The sequence below is a fragment of the Shewanella loihica PV-4 genome, from assembly GCF_000016065.1.
GTDB lineage: Bacteria > Pseudomonadota > Gammaproteobacteria > Enterobacterales > Shewanellaceae > Shewanella > Shewanella loihica.
Genome location: NC_009092.1, coordinates 2,089,234 through 2,106,207, shown reverse-complemented (window position 1 = coordinate 2,106,207; position 16,974 = coordinate 2,089,234). Strand labels below are relative to the sequence as shown.

The 16,974-nt window shown below is 52.9% G+C and carries 15 protein-coding genes and 3 tRNA genes; 2 read left to right on the top strand and 16 right to left on the bottom strand.

What is annotated here, in order from left to right; translation table 11 throughout:
- Positions 1-40: 40 nt before the first annotated feature.
- From rplY to SHEW_RS09405, 15 genes are all read right to left on the bottom strand, one after another.
- Complete coding sequence (gene rplY / locus SHEW_RS09475) at positions 41-328, bottom strand: 50S ribosomal protein L25 (protein ID WP_011865628.1); 288 nt, start codon at positions 326-328, stop codon at positions 41-43.
- Between the two features lie 136 nt (positions 329-464).
- A complete protein-coding gene (gene mepK / locus SHEW_RS09470) occupies positions 465-1,013 on the bottom strand; it encodes a peptidoglycan L,D-endopeptidase MepK (protein ID WP_041406614.1) in 549 nt (182 codons plus the stop codon).
- A gap of 111 nt (positions 1,014-1,124) precedes the next feature.
- Positions 1,125-2,501: a L,D-transpeptidase family protein gene (locus SHEW_RS09465; protein ID WP_011865626.1), complete on the bottom strand. Its 1,377-nt coding sequence runs from the start codon at positions 2,499-2,501 to the stop codon at positions 1,125-1,127.
- 129 nt (positions 2,502-2,630) lie between these two features.
- Positions 2,631-3,197: a prepilin-type N-terminal cleavage/methylation domain-containing protein gene (locus tag SHEW_RS09460; protein WP_011865625.1), complete on the bottom strand. Its 567-nt coding sequence runs from the start codon at positions 3,195-3,197 to the stop codon at positions 2,631-2,633.
- Positions 3,198-3,402: 205 nt separating this feature from the next.
- Positions 3,403-3,489, bottom strand: a tRNA-Leu gene (locus SHEW_RS09455).
- A 39-nt stretch (positions 3,490-3,528) separates the two neighbouring features.
- A tRNA-Cys gene (locus SHEW_RS09450) sits at positions 3,529-3,602 on the bottom strand.
- Positions 3,603-3,614: 12 nt separating this feature from the next.
- A tRNA-Gly gene (locus tag SHEW_RS09445) sits at positions 3,615-3,690 on the bottom strand.
- A gap of 140 nt (positions 3,691-3,830) precedes the next feature.
- On the bottom strand, positions 3,831-4,388 hold the full coding sequence (gene pgsA, locus SHEW_RS09440; RefSeq protein ID WP_011865624.1) for a CDP-diacylglycerol--glycerol-3-phosphate 3-phosphatidyltransferase: 558 nt from the start codon (positions 4,386-4,388) through the stop codon (positions 3,831-3,833).
- 47 nt (positions 4,389-4,435) lie between these two features.
- Positions 4,436-6,265 (bottom strand): excinuclease ABC subunit UvrC, encoded by a 1,830-nt coding sequence (gene uvrC, locus SHEW_RS09435; RefSeq protein ID WP_011865623.1) that lies wholly within the window; start codon positions 6,263-6,265, stop codon positions 4,436-4,438.
- A gap of 31 nt (positions 6,266-6,296) precedes the next feature.
- On the bottom strand, positions 6,297-6,941 hold the full coding sequence (uvrY, locus tag SHEW_RS09430) for a UvrY/SirA/GacA family response regulator transcription factor (protein ID WP_041407121.1): 645 nt from the start codon (positions 6,939-6,941) through the stop codon (positions 6,297-6,299).
- Between the two features lie 269 nt (positions 6,942-7,210).
- Positions 7,211-8,380 carry a 2-methylaconitate cis-trans isomerase PrpF gene (gene prpF, locus SHEW_RS09425; RefSeq protein ID WP_011865621.1) on the bottom strand — a complete coding sequence of 390 codons (1,170 nt, stop codon included), beginning with the start codon at positions 8,378-8,380 and terminating at the stop codon, positions 7,211-7,213.
- A gap of 58 nt (positions 8,381-8,438) precedes the next feature.
- The gene (gene acnD, locus SHEW_RS09420; RefSeq protein ID WP_011865620.1) at positions 8,439-11,027 is read right to left on the bottom strand and encodes a Fe/S-dependent 2-methylisocitrate dehydratase AcnD; all 2,589 of its coding nucleotides are present in this window, start codon (positions 11,025-11,027) and stop codon (positions 8,439-8,441) included.
- A gap of 86 nt (positions 11,028-11,113) precedes the next feature.
- Entirely contained in the window at positions 11,114-12,238 is a 1,125-nt protein-coding gene (prpC, locus tag SHEW_RS09415; RefSeq protein ID WP_011865619.1) for a bifunctional 2-methylcitrate synthase/citrate synthase, read from the bottom strand.
- A 101-nt stretch (positions 12,239-12,339) separates the two neighbouring features.
- On the bottom strand, positions 12,340-13,218 hold the full coding sequence (gene prpB, locus SHEW_RS09410) for a methylisocitrate lyase (protein ID WP_011865618.1): 879 nt from the start codon (positions 13,216-13,218) through the stop codon (positions 12,340-12,342).
- Between the two features lie 12 nt (positions 13,219-13,230).
- Positions 13,231-13,899 (bottom strand): GntR family transcriptional regulator, encoded by a 669-nt coding sequence (locus tag SHEW_RS09405; protein WP_011865617.1) that lies wholly within the window; start codon positions 13,897-13,899, stop codon positions 13,231-13,233.
- Positions 13,900-14,296: 397 nt separating this feature from the next.
- Between SHEW_RS09405 and SHEW_RS09400 the strand changes: the two genes are divergently transcribed.
- Both SHEW_RS09400 and fabA read left to right on the top strand, forming a co-directional pair.
- Positions 14,297-16,006, top strand: a complete 1,710-nt coding sequence (locus tag SHEW_RS09400) for a S16 family serine protease (RefSeq protein ID WP_011865616.1) — start codon at positions 14,297-14,299, stop codon at positions 16,004-16,006.
- Between the two features lie 67 nt (positions 16,007-16,073).
- Positions 16,074-16,589, top strand: coding sequence for a bifunctional 3-hydroxydecanoyl-ACP dehydratase/trans-2-decenoyl-ACP isomerase (gene fabA, locus SHEW_RS09395; protein WP_011865615.1), 516 nt, complete (start codon positions 16,074-16,076; stop codon positions 16,587-16,589).
- Between the two features lie 58 nt (positions 16,590-16,647).
- Here the strand turns inward: fabA and rmf are convergent, their stop codons facing one another.
- Positions 16,648-16,824, bottom strand: a complete 177-nt coding sequence (gene rmf, locus SHEW_RS20395) for a ribosome modulation factor (RefSeq protein ID WP_011865614.1) — start codon at positions 16,822-16,824, stop codon at positions 16,648-16,650.
- Between the last annotated feature and the right edge of the window lie 150 nt (positions 16,825-16,974).

Below are 16,974 nucleotides of genomic sequence, written 5' to 3'. Positions count from 1 at the left end.
AAAGCGCCACGAAGGCGCTTTTTTTATTTCAGATCCGCTATTAAGCGAATTTGAAATCCACGTGCTCGATCATAGGCTTGAACGCGTGACGTTGCATAGCTTGAACACGAACTTTAACTTCTTTACCGTCTAGAACGATAGTGATGTCGCTGTTGTAGAAATCATCGTTAGTTTGGATGTTGATGATTGAACGGTGTTCGAATTCGATAGAAACGGCTTCTTTGCCCGCACCATAGATAACTGCAGGAACTTTACCAGCATGACGTAGGCGGCGGCTCGAACCTTTCCCAATTTCAGTGCGGGTTTGTGCGGTAATTGTGTAAGACATAATTTACTCACTTAAATCAATAGTAATATAGGTGGTCATCGCTTTCGACCAACGATGACCTCATTTAAAGCGAGCGAATACTAGCACAGTGATCCGGCTTTAACAAACCTTAAGTGAGTCAAAGCCGGCATTTAGCTTACCAGGTACGGATGGGGCCGGTATCGACGTGCACAAAGCCTGAGCTTGGGTAATAACCAACACCGCCGAGTTTTAGAGAGATCGCCGCATCACGCAGATCTTTAAGATTGACGTCAGGCAGTGCGATATCCATCGCCATGCCCTTCATATGATAACTCTTCTTCGCCACCGCAGAGCTGCGATTGGCCAGCATCTGATTAGTCTTTGGCGAGCGATATCCTGAGATCACATGAAAATCTTCGTCGACCTGTAGGGTCTGCTTCAGCGAAAAAAGCAGATCGAATAGGCGCTTATCCATGGGCGCGGTCTCGTTTTGACGATGATCCCGCAACAGGTGATTAAAATCATTCAAGGTATTTGTTTGATAATCACCGTCGATCCAATAGCTTCCCTGCCCCCGTTCTCCTGTATGCCTATTGTAAAACCCTAGGGATCTTACTCCTTGTGTCGAGCGACTCGCTCGCGCTTTAGACGGCACCATAGAAAACATTGCTACACCACCTAGGCCTAATAACAACTGCCTACGTGCAGGACAAACTATCGTCACATCAACACCACCGTTTACTTTTTGACCAAAACAGCGGACAAGTTAACCTTAATTTAGGGGGAGATCAAGTGTTACTTTCTGCCAGAGGCCAGATAAACACTGGGCTAGCGGCTATTTTGCGGCGTGGAGACTCAGACTAATATTTTGATTCTTTTTGTATATGTCGTCTCTAAACTGGGCAACATTGTCGTCATCCAGCCAGGAGGTCCAATACACTAGATGTATAGGTAGGCCCGCATCGAAGGCAAACCACTGGGTCTTATCTCGCTCGATTTGCATACGTACCCAGGTCTGCTTGTCACGCACCAGATGGGAAGCCATCCAGTTGGCTAACTGCTCAACCTTCTCAATCCGAATACAACCCGATGAGAGCGCCCTGTCACTACGCTGGAACAGCGCCTTGTCTGAGGTATCGTGTAGATAGACACTGTACTCGTTAGGAAAGAAGAACTTGTAGCGCCCCAGGGTATTTCCAACCCCAGGCTTTTGCACCAGGCGATAGGGAAACTTACCCTTGGCGATGTCGCGCCATTCATCGTCACTCTTGATAACCCGCTCTCCCTGATAGTCAAACACCTCGAAGTTGCGGCTGCTGATATAGCTGCCATCCTCTCTCACCTTGGGCAGGAGATCATGGGTCAACAAGCGGCGCGGCACCCGCCAACTGGGATTGAGCACCAGATTCTTTATCTCGCCGCTGATGATAGGCGTCTGGCGATAAGGCTTACCAACGATCACCTTAGACCTGAGCGCCACCTGATTATCATCCACCAGCCACATCTCATAGGCGGGGATATTAATAAGCAGATAGCGCTCCCCTATGTCAGCCAGATACTCGGCCCGGCGGATAAAGTTGACCGCCAAGAGCTGAGCACGCTCTCTGGGAGTGCGATTAAGCCAACTAAGGGTAGCGGGACCTATGATGGCATCAGGCTTGAGGCCATGGCGGGTCTGGAATTTGATCATGGCCGCTTTTAACGTCTCATCGAAATAGAGGCCACTGGTATCCCCTTGGGGATAATCTCCCAAGGCCTGCAGGCGCACTCTTATTTCGGGAATGATTCTATGACTGTCGCCGGGCTTTAGCCAGCCTTGGGGCTCGAGTGGCAACCAGGACTCATGGCGCGCCAACCAAAGAAGATAGCGCACGCGATTACTCAGCATCAGATAATCGGCTACCTGGGGCTCGCTGGCGATCACACTGGTATAGGGATCGTCAGGCGCTGAAGGAAACTCGCCGGTCGCTATGCCTTGGCGCTGCCAAAACTGAGCGGCGGCCAGGGCTATGGTATAGAGCCTTGCTGGAGAGAGCGCTCTTTCCACACTGAGCTGCTCACGATAGCGCTCAAACTCGCTGGAGGCACTGGCAAGGTGGATCACTTCCACCTGATCGAGCAACGCCTGATTTGCCGCAGCGAGACGCTCATCGGCAACACCTAAGCATGACCAACACAGCAGAAGCAATATGAAAATGCGTCTCAAAGCCATAAAAACCTCCTTGGATAATTATGGCTCATAGTTGACAGGCCAACCTAGGCGACTAAAGACGGATTTTTTATAAGCTAATGCCCGGTCCAAACAAACCAGGCATGTTAAGAAAGAAGGCTAGGAGCCGAGTTAGCTGAGGGTCGAACGTGTGATTAAGGTTTTGCCCGTACCCGGATAGTACCTTAATTGCCAGTTTTCACTGCCTTTTGCGCGATTATCGCGAATATAGTTAAAGTAACAATAGGTGTTACTATTACTGATCTCCCCACCAGAGTACCAGTAGATGATATCGTTACTGCCACCAAACGCCGCATTATCATGTGGCGCCAGCTGGTAGTCGTTATTATCTAACAAGCCTTCCCAAAGTTGACGACAAAACTCCCCTTGCAGCAGGGTACCATTGTTTCCACTTGTCTGGGTTGTCTGCCCCAGCGGGTAGCCTGTGGTGGTCGAATCGATAGTACCGTCACCAAAACAGGCGAGATCCACCACATGACCACTCGCCCCTGAAGCCGCCCAGCAGCTGTGATAGAGGGACACACCCGAGGTAAAGGCGGCAAACGCTCCCTTCGCCGCGCTGTCGTGGGCATCCTGGCCCACAGAGATAAACCTTGGCAAGGCAACCACGGCCAGTATCGCCAACACGACAATCACCACCACTAACTCAATCAGGGTAAATCCGCTTACTTTACGCATCTGAATTCAAGACCTTAATAAGCAATACATTAAAACAATACAGTAAAACGACTCTTCTATTAATTGTATTACGCCTTTAGCAAAACCCCAGCAGGCAAAAGTGCAAAATGCGATAGGCACATGATTTTTAATAATTAAATAGAGATTTTTAGTGAACAAACAAAAAGGCCCCAACTTGCGTTGAGGCCTTTTTGTCATCAATTGATGGTACCCGAGGCCGGACTTGAACCGGCACGCTGTTACCAGCGAGGGATTTTAAATCCCTTGTGTCTACCAATTCCACCACTCGGGCAAAGTGTGTTTTACCGCATATTTGCATTAAAACATAAAGTGGAGGCGCGACCCGGAGTCGAACCGAGATCGACGGATTTGCAATCCGCAGCATAGCCATTCTGCCATCGCGCCTTAGGTTAAGATTGGAGCGACATATCGGGTTCGAACCGATGACCTATACCTTGGCAAGGTATCGCTCTACCAACTGAGCTAATGTCGCTTACTTCATCTTATTCCGCGTCAGAGTCTTAACAAGCTTTCCCCTGACTGCGGATTGGCATTCTACCGATTTACCCTCAAGTGTCAACGCCCTATTTCACCTTAATGCACTGTTTGGACACTAAGTGATCGCATTGCATTTTAATTGTTCGATTCGTCTGTGAGATCCGCCCAGGCCGCCATAATGTAGCTCACCATGGACCAAAACGTAAGGATTGCCGCCACGTAAAACAGTGCCATCGCCGTGTAAGTTAGAAACTCGTTAGGCTTCCAGATAAGGCCTATGATGGCCACCATCTGCGCCGCCGTCTTATACTTGCCTATCCAGGACACGGCAACCGCGCCGCGCTTACCGATCTCGGCCATCCATTCACGCAGTGCTGAGATCACTATCTCGCGGCCAATCATAAACAGCGCCGGCAGGGTCAGCCAGATACTCTTATATTCGGCCACCAAGAGCACCAACGCCGTGGTCACCATGATCTTGTCGGCGACAGGATCTAAGAATGCACCGAAACGGGTCGATTGCTGTAATTTTCGCGCCGCGTAGCCATCTAATGCGTCAGTTACCGCCGCCAGCCAAAATACGAAGGCAGCCGCAAAGGGTGACCAAGTGTAAGGCACATAAAAAAGCACTACAAAAACAGGTAGTAATATTAATCTAAAAAATGTGAGAGCTATCGGTACATTAAACGGCATGTGAAAACCAATTATCTAAAAGCAGCGCCAATCTTGCCTTAATTTTCTCACCCTCGCAACGCATCATGTATTGTTTGTGCCATTTCTAGGCTAATGCCCGGCACTTTAGACAATTGCGCTACGCTGGCCCCCTTAACCTGCTGTAAACCACCTAAGTATTGCAGCAACGCCTTACGACGCTTAGGCCCCACCCCAGGGATAGACTCGAGCGTCGAGGTATTGCGGGTCTTCTGACGTTTGTTGCGGTGGCCAGTTATCGCGAAACGGTGTGACTCGTCGCGAATATGTTGGATCAGATGCAGCGCGCCGGAATCTGCCGGTAAGCTAAAGGCCACCTCGTTCTCGCCATAGATGAGAGTCTCGAGTCCGGGTTTACGCCCCTCCCCCTTTGCCACACCTATGAGCGTCGGTGCCACATCCAGGTGAGCAAACTTCTCGTTCACCACCTTCTGGGCAATCCTCAGCTGTCCCATGCCGCCGTCGATAAAGAGGATGTCGGGGATCTTGCCGTCGGCCTCTATCTTATCGAAGCGGCGACCGATCGCCTGTTTCATCGCCGCATAATCGTCCCCCGGGGTGATCCCAGAGATATTATAGCGGCGATATTCACCCTTGCTCGGTCCTTCGCGATTAAACACCACACAGGAGGCAACAGTGCTCTCCCCCATGGTATGGCTGATATCGAAACATTCCATGCGATTGATCGCCTGACTCTGCTCCAGCGCCTCCTCTAGCAACAGGAAACGCTCCTCGACGGTATTTTGGTGGGACAAACGTGTCTCTACCGCATTCTTGGCGTTAGCATCGGCGATACGCAGGAAACTGGCGCGTTCGCTACGCACCTTGGTCTTGATCAGCAGGCGTCTATTGGAGGCCTGGGCAATTGCCTCTTCCAACTCATGGATATCTTCAAACTCGTGGCTGACCACTATCTCTCTCGGCAGCGTGCGCTGACTGTCGACATTCAGATAAAACTGCAACATGAAGGCGCGCAGCACCTCGCTGACCTCAGTCTCGTCCGGCACACTAGGATAATAGCTGCGACTGCCGAAGATCTTGCCGTTCCGAATAAACAGCAGATGGAAACAGGCGATGCCCGAGGCATAGTAGGCGCCAATCACATCCATGTCGCCAGAGTCGCTGGACACCTCCTGTTGCTCGGCGACGCGGCGAAGCGCACTGATCTGGTCACGATAACGGGCAGCATCTTCATAATTGAGGTCCATAGCCGCCTGCTCCATCTTGCCCACCAAGGTGGCGATCACCTGTTGATCCTTGCCCCGCAGGAACAGGCTGGCAAGCTTAACCTGCTCGGCATAATCTTCATCGCTTATCTTACCCACACAGGGGGCGCTGCAGCGAGCGATCTGATACTGCAAACAGGGGCGGGAGCGCGCCTTATAGTAAAGATCGTCACATTGTCTGATAGGAAACAGCTTCTGCATCAGATGCAGGCTTTCGCGCACCGCGCCGCCATTGGGATAGGGACCGAAATAGTGCCCCTTCTCCCGCTGAGGCCCGCGGTGATAGGCGAGCCTTGGATGACGATGGCCGCTCAGGAAAATATAGGGATAAGACTTATCGTCTCGAAGCAGCACATTGTATCTGGGCATGTACTGCTTGATGTAATCATTTTCCAGAATCAGCGCGTCGGTCTCGCTGGGGGTCAGAGTCACATCGATATTGGCGATGTGAGACACCAAGGCCTGAGTCTTGACGTTGGGCAGATTACGTCTGAAATAGGAGCTGAGGCGCTTCTTGAGATCTTTGGCCTTGCCCACATAGATAACGACCCCCTGTGCATCGTACATGCGATAAACGCCGGCAGAGGAGGAAACGGTTTTTAAAAACTGGGTCGCATTAAAGCTATCTGTCACATCGAGGCCATAAAAGTCACGCGGGTTAACACTAGAACTGGCCGGTATCCAACATCTTGTAGCGGATCGCCAATCGGGTCAGCTCGACATCGCCGCTGATCCCAAGCTTGGCAAACAAGCGATAACGATAGCTGTTGACCGTCTTGGGGCTCAGGTTGAGCTGCTCAGAGATGTCACTGACACGTTCGCCATTGGTGATCATCATCATGATCTGCAATTCGCGCTCAGACAAGGACTTAAACGGATTGTCTTCCGACTGGTTGAACTGACTCAGGGCCATCTGCTGGGCAATCTCCGGCGACAGATAACGCTGGCCATGCGCCACCTGACGGATAGCCTGTATCACCTCAGGTGGAGTCGCGCCCTTGGTCAGATAACCTGAGGCGCCTGCCTGCATCACCTTAGTCGGGAAAGGATCTTCGGTATGTATGGTCAAGACGATGATCTTGGCATGGGACTGATAACGCAGGATCTTACGGGTCGCCTCGAGTCCGCCAATGCCAGGCATATTCATGTCCATCAGGATCACGTCAGCCTCGTTATTACGGCACCACTGCACGGCAGATTCGCCATCCCCTGCTTCGCCGACAACCTTGATACCGCGCTCATCCTCTAGGATGCGGCGGATTCCTGTTCTTACTAACTCATGGTCATCAACTAAAAATACAGAAATCAACTTCAATCTACCCTTCAGCTCATACTCGGCCCACATAGACGGCATGTCGGCAACAGATTGTAATTTATCCCAAATGGGATAAAGAAGAAAGCGGAAATTAAGTGCAACTAAGCATATGAATTATAAGTGAACTATTTTTATCCGCCGGCAAGCTTATGGCGCAATTATAGCACTCAACCTTAAGTCCTAGCTGCCCTTCATACTAAAGCACTATCATCTCAAAACGAAAAAGGATGCCGAGGCATCCTTTTTATCGAGAGTGTATCGCCTTAACCCAAGGATTCGGGCACACAGACCCAGCCTTGCATCAGCACGCGAGCACTGCGGCTCATGCTGACTTTTTCGACCTGCCAGCGACCCTCTTGCTCGCTCGCCTTGGCGCCCACCTTGAGGGTGCCAGAGGGATGACCAAAACGCACGCTCTCACGGGCCTGCCCGCCGGCCGCCTGATTAACTAAGGTGCCAGGGATCGATGCCGCCGTACCTATGGCCACCGCCGCCGTTCCCATCATGGCGTGATGCAGCTTGCCCATAGACAGCGCACGCACATGCAGGTCTATCTCCTCGGCTGCGATCTGCTTACCGCTAGAAGAGGTATAGGCCTTAGCCGGAGCGACAAACGCAATCTTGGGCGTGTGTTGACGACCTGCAGCCTCATCGAGAGACTGAATCAGCCCCATCTGCAGGGCGCCGTGGGCGCGTATGGTTTCAAAGCGCTCAAGCGCCGCGGCATCGCCGTTGATCGCCTCTTGCAGTTCAGTCCCCTCGTAGCCCAGCTGCTCCGCCTTGAGGAAGATAGTAGGGATCCCTGCATTGATAAAGGTAGCATCGAAGACAGGCTCGCCCGGCACCTCCAGCTTATCGACCAGATTACCCGTAGGGAACATGTCGCCCTCGCCATCGGCCGGGTCAACAAACTCCACCAGCACCTCTGCCGCCGGGAAGGTCACGCCGTCGAGCTCAAAATCCCCAAGCTCCTGCACTTCACCATCCACCATAGGCACATGGGCGATGATGGTCTTGTTGATATTGGCCTGCCAGATCTTCACCACGGCTATGCCGTTGTCAGGGATCTTAGCGCTATCCACCAAGCCCTGGGTGATGGCAAAGGCCCCCACCGCCGCGGTCAGGTTACCGCAGTTACCACTCCAATCGACGAAGGGCTTATCTATGGCCACCTGACCGAAGAGGTAATCCACGTCATGATCATCGCGTTGACTCTTGTCCAGAATCACCGTCTTACTGGTGCTGGATGTAGCCCCGCCCATGCCGTCTGTCTGCTTGCCGTAGGGATCTGGACTGCCGATCACCCGAAGCAATAAGGCATCTCGGGCCGGGCCCGGCTGCTGGGCATTTAAAGGCAGATCCTTTAACGCAAAAAAGACACCCTTGCTGGTGCCACCGCGCATATAGGTTGCCGGAATTTTCATCTGTTTCATTGGCTTATCCTTTAAGAAGCGGGCAAGGTATAATCGCCCTACCCGCTATTGACTGCCCTTAGGCGTTCGCTTCGAGGAAGTCCTGCGCGAAGCGCTGCAACACACCGCCTGCCTGATAGACAAGTACCTCATCGGCGGTATCCAGACGACAGATCACCGGCACCTCGACACGCTCGCCATTTTGACGGGTGATCACTACAGTCAGATCCGCTCTCGGCGTGGGCTCACCGATCACATCGAAGGTCTCGCTGCCATCGATACCATAGGTGTGGCGGTTTTCACCGGCCTTGAACTCCAGCGGTAGTACACCCATACCGACCAGGTTGGTACGGTGAATACGCTCGAAGCCTTCGGCGACAATCGCCTCAACCCCTGCCAGTCGCACCCCTTTGGCCGCCCAGTCTCGGGACGAACCCTGACCATAGTCGGCACCGGCGATGATGATCAGTGGCTGCTTGCGATCCATATAGGTCTCGATCGCCTCCCACATACGCATCACCTCACCTTCTGGCTCGAGGCGAGTCAGTGAGCCTTGCTTGACTTCACCATCCACCAGCGCCATCTCGTTGATCAGCTTAGGGTTGGCAAAGGTCGCACGCTGGGCCGTCAGGTGGTCGCCCCTATGAGTCGCGTAAGAGTTAAAGTCCACCTCGGGCAGGCCCATCTTCGCCAGGTATTCGCCGGCGGCGCTGCTGGCCAAGATGGCGTTAGAAGGCGATAGGTGATCTGTGGTGATGTTATCCCCAAGTACCGCCAGCGGGCGCATGCCCTTCAGGGTACGCTCACCGGCAAGCGCGCCTTCCCAGTAGGGAGGACGACGAATATAGGTACTCTGTGGACGCCAGTCATACAGCGGATTGACATCCTCACCATAGTCAACCGCGAGGTCGAACATAGGGGTATAGATATCCCTAAACTGCTGCGGCTTCACGCTCGCCTTGACGATGGCATCGATCTCTTCATCGCTCGGCCAGATATCCTTGAGGCGAATCGGCTCGCCCTTGTCATCATGACCTAAGATATCTTTCTCGATATCGAATCTGATGGTACCCGCGATGGCATAGGCCACCACCAATGGCGGCGATGCCAGAAACGCCTGCTTGGCATAGGGGTGGATACGACCGTCGAAATTACGGTTGCCCGACAATACGGCGGTAGCGTACAAGTCTCTGTCGATCACCTCTTGCTGGATCACAGGGTCAAGTGCCCCGCTCATGCCGTTACAGGTGGTGCAGGCAAAACCTACTATGCCAAAGCCCAGTTGCTCAAGCTCAGGCAGAAGCCCCGCATCTTTTAGGTAAAGCTCGGCTACCTTAGAGCCTGGGGCGAAAGAGGTTTTCACCCAGGGTTTACGCACTAAGCCAAGCTCGTTGGCCTTCTTGGCGAGCAAGCCCGCTGCTATTACGTTTCTTGGGTTGCTGGTGTTGGTACAGCTAGTGATGGCGGCGATGATCACCGCGCCATCAGGCATCAGCTTGTCATCCTGCTCAACCACGCCGGCAATGCCTTGACTGGCCAGCTCGCTGGTCGCCACTCGGCGGTGTGGATTCGAAGGACCGGCGATATTACGCACTACGCTCGAAAGATCGAAGGTCAGTACCCTTTCATACTCAGCATCTTTCAGGCTGTCGGCCCACAGACCCGTGGTCTTGGCATAGTTTTCCACCAGCTTGACCTGCTCGCTATCACGACCCGTGATGGTGAGATAGTCGATGGTTTGCTGGTCGATATAGAACATACCCGCCGAGGCGCCAAATTCAGGGGTCATGTTGGAGATGGTGGCGCGATCCCCAAGGGTGAGATCCGCGGCGCCTTCACCGAAGAACTCAAGATAAGCTGAAACCACTTTCTCTTGACGTAAAAACTCGGTCAGAGCCAGCACGATGTCCGTGGCCGTGATGCCGCTCTGACGCTTACCCGTCAGCTCAACACCGACGATGTCCGGCAGACGCATGTAGGATGGGCGACCCAGCATGACGTTCTCGGCTTCGAGACCGCCCACGCCTATGGCGATAACGCCCAACGCATCCACGTGAGGCGTATGGCTGTCGGTACCCACAAGCGTATCGGGGAAGGCCACACCATCACGGGCCTGGATCACCGGCGACATCTTCTCCAGGTTGATCTGGTGCATAATGCCGTTGCCGGGCTGGATCACATCGACATTCTTAAAGGCCGTCTTGGTCCAGTTGATGAAATGGAATCTGTCTTCGTTGCGGCGATCTTCAATCGCGCGGTTCTTCTCGAAGGCATCTTTTTCAAAGCCCGCATGTTCAACCGCCAGCGAGTGATCCACGATCAGCTGAGTCGGCACCACAGGGTTAACCTTTGAAGGATCCCCGCCCTTCTCGGCGATGGCATCACGCAGACCAGCCAAATCAACCAGTGCCGTCTGGCCGAGAATATCGTGGCACACGACACGCGCCGGATACCAGGGGAAGTCGAGATCGCGCTTACGATCGATGAGCTGACTCAGGGCGTCGTTAAGCAGTTCGGGCTCGCAGCGTCTTACCAGGTTTTCTGCCAGCACCTTAGCGGTATAGGGCAGTTTGTCATAGGCGCCTGCGCTTAAGGCCTCGACGGCGGCGCGGGTATCAAAGTAATCGAGCGCGCTGCCGGGAAGCGGTTTACGATGTAAAGAGTTCATAAAATCATCCAAACGATTTAAGAGTTGAAGCAAGCAAACCAAAACAGCCCCTGAGCCTTGAAAGGCAGAGGGGCTGGTATCTAGGCTTATCTTTCGCTGATTGGCACCACTTTACGCGGCGCAGAGCCGATATAGTCCGCACTCGGTCTGATGATGCGGTTGTTGGCGCGCTGCTCCATCACATGAGCCGCCCAGCCGGTCAGGCGCGAGCAGACGAAGATAGGGGTAAACAACTTAGTTGGGATACCCATGAAGTGATAGGCTGACGCATGGAAGAAGTCGGCGTTACAGAACAGCTTCTTGGTGTCCCACATATACTCTTCACAAGCCACAGAGATATCGTAGAGTGAGGTATCGCCAAACTCTTTCGCCAGCTTCTCAGACCAGGCCTTGATGATCACGTTGCGCGGATCCGACTCACGATAGATGGCGTGACCAAAGCCCATGATCTTCTCTTTACGCTCCAGCATGCCAGCCATCTGCACCTTGGCATCTTCTGGCGAGCTAAACTTTTGGATCATCTCCATCGCCGCCTCGTTGGCGCCGCCGTGCAGCGGGCCGCGCAGCGAACCGATAGCACCTGTGATACAAGAGAACATGTCAGACAGGGTCGAGGCACAGACGCGCGCAGTGAAAGTCGAGGCGTTGAATTCGTGCTCTGCATAGAGGATCAACGACACATCCATCACGCGGCGATGTTGATCCGATGGCGTCTTGCCGTTGAGCAGCTTAAGGAAGTGACCGCCTAGCGAGTCTTCGTCGGTCACACAATCAATCTCGACGCCGTCATGGCTGAAACGGTACCAGTAACACATGATGGCAGGAAACGCCGCTAGCAGACGGTTAGCCGCCTTGTTTTGCTGGCTGAAATCTGTCTCTGGCTCTAGGTTACCCAGGAAAGAGCAACCGGTACGCATCACATCCATAGGATGGGCATCGGCAGGAATGCGCTGCAGCACCTCTTTGAGAGTCTGCGGCAGGTCGCGCATCGACATCAGCTCGCTCTTGTAGGCATCCAGCTGCGCCGCATTGGGCAACTCGCCATTAAATAGCAGGTAAGCAACCTCTTCGAAGGTGGCATTATCCGCAAGATCCGACACATCATAGCCACAATAGGTTAAACCTGAGCCTGATTTGCCCACTGTACATAACGCCGTTTCGCCAGCACTCTGTCCACGTAGTCCGGCGCCGCCTAATTTTTTATCTACCATAACGTATTCCTATTATATTTTTGTCTATCCCTAGTACTGCATCATCTAGGTTGTAGGGGGTATGCTGTCAATCTGGCCCGCCCTTGGCGGGCCAGGCTGTGTTACTTGTTCTTACCTTCGGCAAACAGGCTGTCGAGCTTCTGCTCGTAGGCGTGATAACCGAGATAGTCATAGAGCTCCATGCGGGTCTGCATAGTATCGAGTACCGCCTTCTGGTCGCCATCGCGCAGAATGGTTTGATATACATTCTCTGCCGCCTTATTCATGGCTCTGAAGGCACTCAATGGATAGAGCACCATGGCTGCGCCCCACTGACCCAGCTGCTCGCGATTCCACAGCTCTGTCTGACCAAACTCTGTGATGTTGGCCAGAATAGGCACATCTAGGGCTTCGGCGAATGCACGATAATGCTCTTCTGTCTTCACCGCCTCGGCGAAGATGCCATCGGCGCCAGCAGCCACATAGGCCTTGGCACGTTCGATGGCAGCTTCCAGTCCTTCCTGAGCGAAGGCATCGGTACGGGCCATGATGAAGAAGTCAGGATCCGTGCGCGCATCGACCGCCGCCTTGATACGATCCACCATCTCCTCAACCGAGACGATCTCCTTGTTAGGACGGTGACCACAACGCTTCTGAGCGACCTGGTCTTCCATGTGCACGGCCGCGGCACCCGCCTTTTCCATATCTTTGATGGTCTTGGCGATGTTAAATGCCCCGCCCCAACCTGTATCTATATCCACCAGCAGCGGCAGATCACAGGCAGAGGTGATGCGCTGCACGTCGACGATCACATCGTTTAGTGAGGTCATCCCCAGATCCGGCAGACCATAAGAGGCGTTGGCTACCCCGCCACCAGAGAGATAGATCGCCTTGTGACCGATCTGCTTGGCCATCATGGCCGTGTAGGCGTTAATGGTACCGACGATCTGCAATGGCTTGTTGTCGGCCAAGGCCTGACGGAATTTCTTTCCTGCGCTCATGCTCGCTTCCTCTTATGACTGAATTGATGAGAGTTTGTTTCTGATGTTGTTTCTTGAATAGGTGATATGTCTGCGCATTAGCATCTCGGCCAGCTCCTGATCGCGATTGGCGATGGCCTGCACTATATGCCTGTGTTCGTCATAGGCCGTGGTGACTCTAGGCCCCGCCATGCCAAGCTGAACGCGGTACATACGCACCAGATGATAGATGCCGTCGAACAACATAGAGATAAGGTGCTTATTCTTGCTGCCCAATATGATGCGATAATGAAAGTCCACATCGCCGGCCTCTTGGTAATAGGATTCACCCTGTTTGACGTCTTGAAAATGGCTGACCAGCAGGGCTTCGAGCTCCGCTACCTCTTCATCGCTCATGTTCTTCGCCGCCAGTCGCGCGGCCATACCTTCGAGAGACTCGCGGATCTCATACAGGGCCAGCAGCCCCTCTTCACTGAGCGCCACCACTCTAGCGCCCACGTTGGCACGACGCTCGACGATATGACAAGACTCGAGACGATTGATCGCCTCGCGGATCACGGCGCGGCTGACACCATAAGTTGTCGACAATTCTGTCTCACTTAACTTAGCACCCGCAGCAATTACCCCTTCGACAATGTCTTGCCTGAGTTGATAAAAGGTTTTATCTGCCGTTGTCACGGGGGTTTGGCTATATCGAGTCATGATGAATGTGATCGCCGTCAAACAATTAGTTGTCGACAATATAGCCGCCAAATTCACCTTTCTCAAGCTAAACACCGAAAATTGTCGACAAAAAGGCTTGTTTTTCGACTAAAGTCGTAACGAATTCGATACAAATCAGGACAGAAAACGACCCGACACCAGGTCATTAAACCGTCATCTAGATTTAAACCGTGCAAGCTAATCGCCCCGCCACATCGACTCGCACGGGCGCTTGAGAATGGGTATTGACTAACGACAGCCTCCAAGTAAACCCTCTGAGATTGTCGACAAATCACCACAACCAAGTGAATCCTTAAGATTCTCTACTCGAAACAAAGATCGAGCCTTGGCTAATCTGTGCTAACATCAGCCCATGTTTCAATAATTCACCCCAGAAATGATCGCACATTCCATCGACGCCGCCGCTTTATCGCCCCAATTTAACTTACCTAAGGTCGACCAACTTAAGCCTAACTTACACAGTCGACTCCTTGGCCAGGAACGCACACTTGATGCCTTCAACCTATTAGCTAAGGCCTGCGGCCAGCATATGTATCTGGCCGATCAGAGTGGTATCGATAGACTCGCCCTCATTTCAGCCCTGGTCGACTATCAGGGACACAGAGCGACCCACTATCTTAACCGTTTGGCACCAGACGCCAGCCTGGCATGGCAGACCGAGGCGGGTGATGAGTGCCTATGCAGCGCGAGTAAACCCTATCGCTATCTGAGCGGCGCCATTAGACGCAGGGATCTCATAGGTCATCTCGATGCCCACAATCCTAATGTCTATCATCCAGGCGCCATGGCCGACTGCGATTACCTGTTTATCTGCGCCGAGTCGCTGTGGAAACGCGAAGCCCTGTGGGAACTAGTAATGGAAGCCGCCCATCTCGGTGAATACCAGCTGCACTCTGGTTGGCCAGCAATTCCCCTGCACAGCAAGATCATCCTGGTAGGCAGCAGCACCTTATATAGCGTCAGCTATCTGGAAGAGCGTAACTTTCCCGCGGCGTTCTCCCTGCTCGGTGAGTTAGTGGATGAAATAGATCTCAATGAATTTAGCGAACTCGACTATGGCAACTATCTAGTCGAACTGGCAGAAGCCAACCAGCTCACGCTGGAACAGTCGGCGCTGGCACCTTTGTTTAATTACAGTTCCCGCTTGGCAGAGCATCAGCGCCACCTGAGCCTTGAGACGCTGGGGATCAGTCAGCTCATGGTACAGGCCGCCCTCTACGGCAAGAGCAAGCAACTTAACGGCGAGAACATCGCCATCGCCCTCGCCCGCCATAAGACGCGCCACAACGCTTCTCAGAGCCTGTCAGCCCAGAGCTTCGATGACAACTTCATCAACCTGCCAACCCAAGGTGCCATGATAGGCCAGATCAACGGCCTGACCGTATTGGATGCCGCCGAATACACCTATGGTGAGCCGGCGAGGATCACTGCCGCCGTGCACTATGGCGACGGCGAAGTGGCCGATATCGAACGTAAATCGGAACTTGGCGGCAACATACACGCCAAGGGCCTGATGATCCTCACCTCTTGCCTCTACCGTATCTTCGGTAAGGATGCGCCGCTGCATCTTAATGCCAACATAGTATTCGAACAGTCATACCAAGAGATCGATGGCGACAGCGCGTCACTGGCAGAGTACTGCGCTCTGATGTCGGCCATTGCCGAGCAGCCAATAGAGCAAGGTATCGCCGCCACTGGCGCCATAGATCAGTTTGGTCAGGTACAGGCCATTGGCGGTGTTAACGAGAAGATCGAAGGCTTCTTCGACCTCTGTCAACGTAGAGGACTCACGGGCACCCAGGGGGTGATCATCCCAGCCTCTAACGTGCAGCAACTCAACCTGGCTCCAGCCGTGATAGCCGCCGTCAAGGCAAAAGAGTTTCACCTGTACCAGGTCGAGCATACAGATCAAGCAGTAGCCATCTTGATGAACAAACCCGCAGGCAGCCGAGATGATAATGGCCAGTTCCCCGAGGAAAGCCTATATGGCATGGTACAGGCGCGATTAGAAGGACTCGCCGGTTATCCCGATGAAGAGCGATCTTTTTTTGCCAACTTGCTCCATAAACTGAAACTTTCTAGCTGATCGGAGTTGTTTGGCGTACACGTGTTAGCTAACCTTGGCGACTCAAATTGCTAGAGTGAAGTTAACAATGAATAAAGCAAACAGTTTCAGTAAAGAAGAATTAGTCACCTGCGGGCACGGTAACCTATTTGGCGCCAACTCGCCTCGCCTACCTATCGACAACATGTTGATGATAGACCGCATCACTAAGATCAACGATGACGGCGGTGAGTTTGGTAAGGGTGAAATTGTTGCTGAGCTGGATATCGATCCATCACTCTGGTTCTTCGGCTGTCACTTCGAGACAGATCCTGTGATGCCTGGTTGTCTGGGCCTAGACGCCATGTGGCAGCTGGTCGGTTTCTTCCTCGGCTGGGAAGGCGCCGAAGGTAAGGGTCGCGCGCTAGGCGTTGGTGAAGTGAAATTTACCGGCCAGGTGCTACCCGATGCGAAGAAGGTTACCTACAAGCTGACCATTAAGCGTAAGGTCTACAGAAAGCTGGTGATGGGTATTGCCGATGCGGTAATGGAAGTCGATGGACGTGAGATCTATTCGGCGACGGATTTAAAAGTCGGTATCTTTACCGATACCTCAAGCTTCTAAGCGATTTGCGATAGCTCATTGACGAAAATGCCCTCTAAACAGAGGGCAAACAGCTAAATCACTTGTTGAACAGGCCGCTGAGACGGCCATCGACGCCTTCGCGCCACCCTCCGAGCCAGTGTGATTTAGAGTCTAAAGTAGAATAAGGACAGTTATCCTTCGAGCGGCCACCTATCCCGGCCTGGAATCCCTTTGAAAAAGCTCTATCGAGACGATCTCTTTTTTGTCTTTTCATGCAAGCATCCTCTGTTCTCAAATCCTAAAGGCCGAAGCCTCATCCATAGAAATAGAACTTTTTCATCACGAGATCAATCAAAAATTCGCCTTTCGATAGGGTTATTTTTTAAACGCATGAGTTCCTTATTAATAAAAAATCGGGGCATTC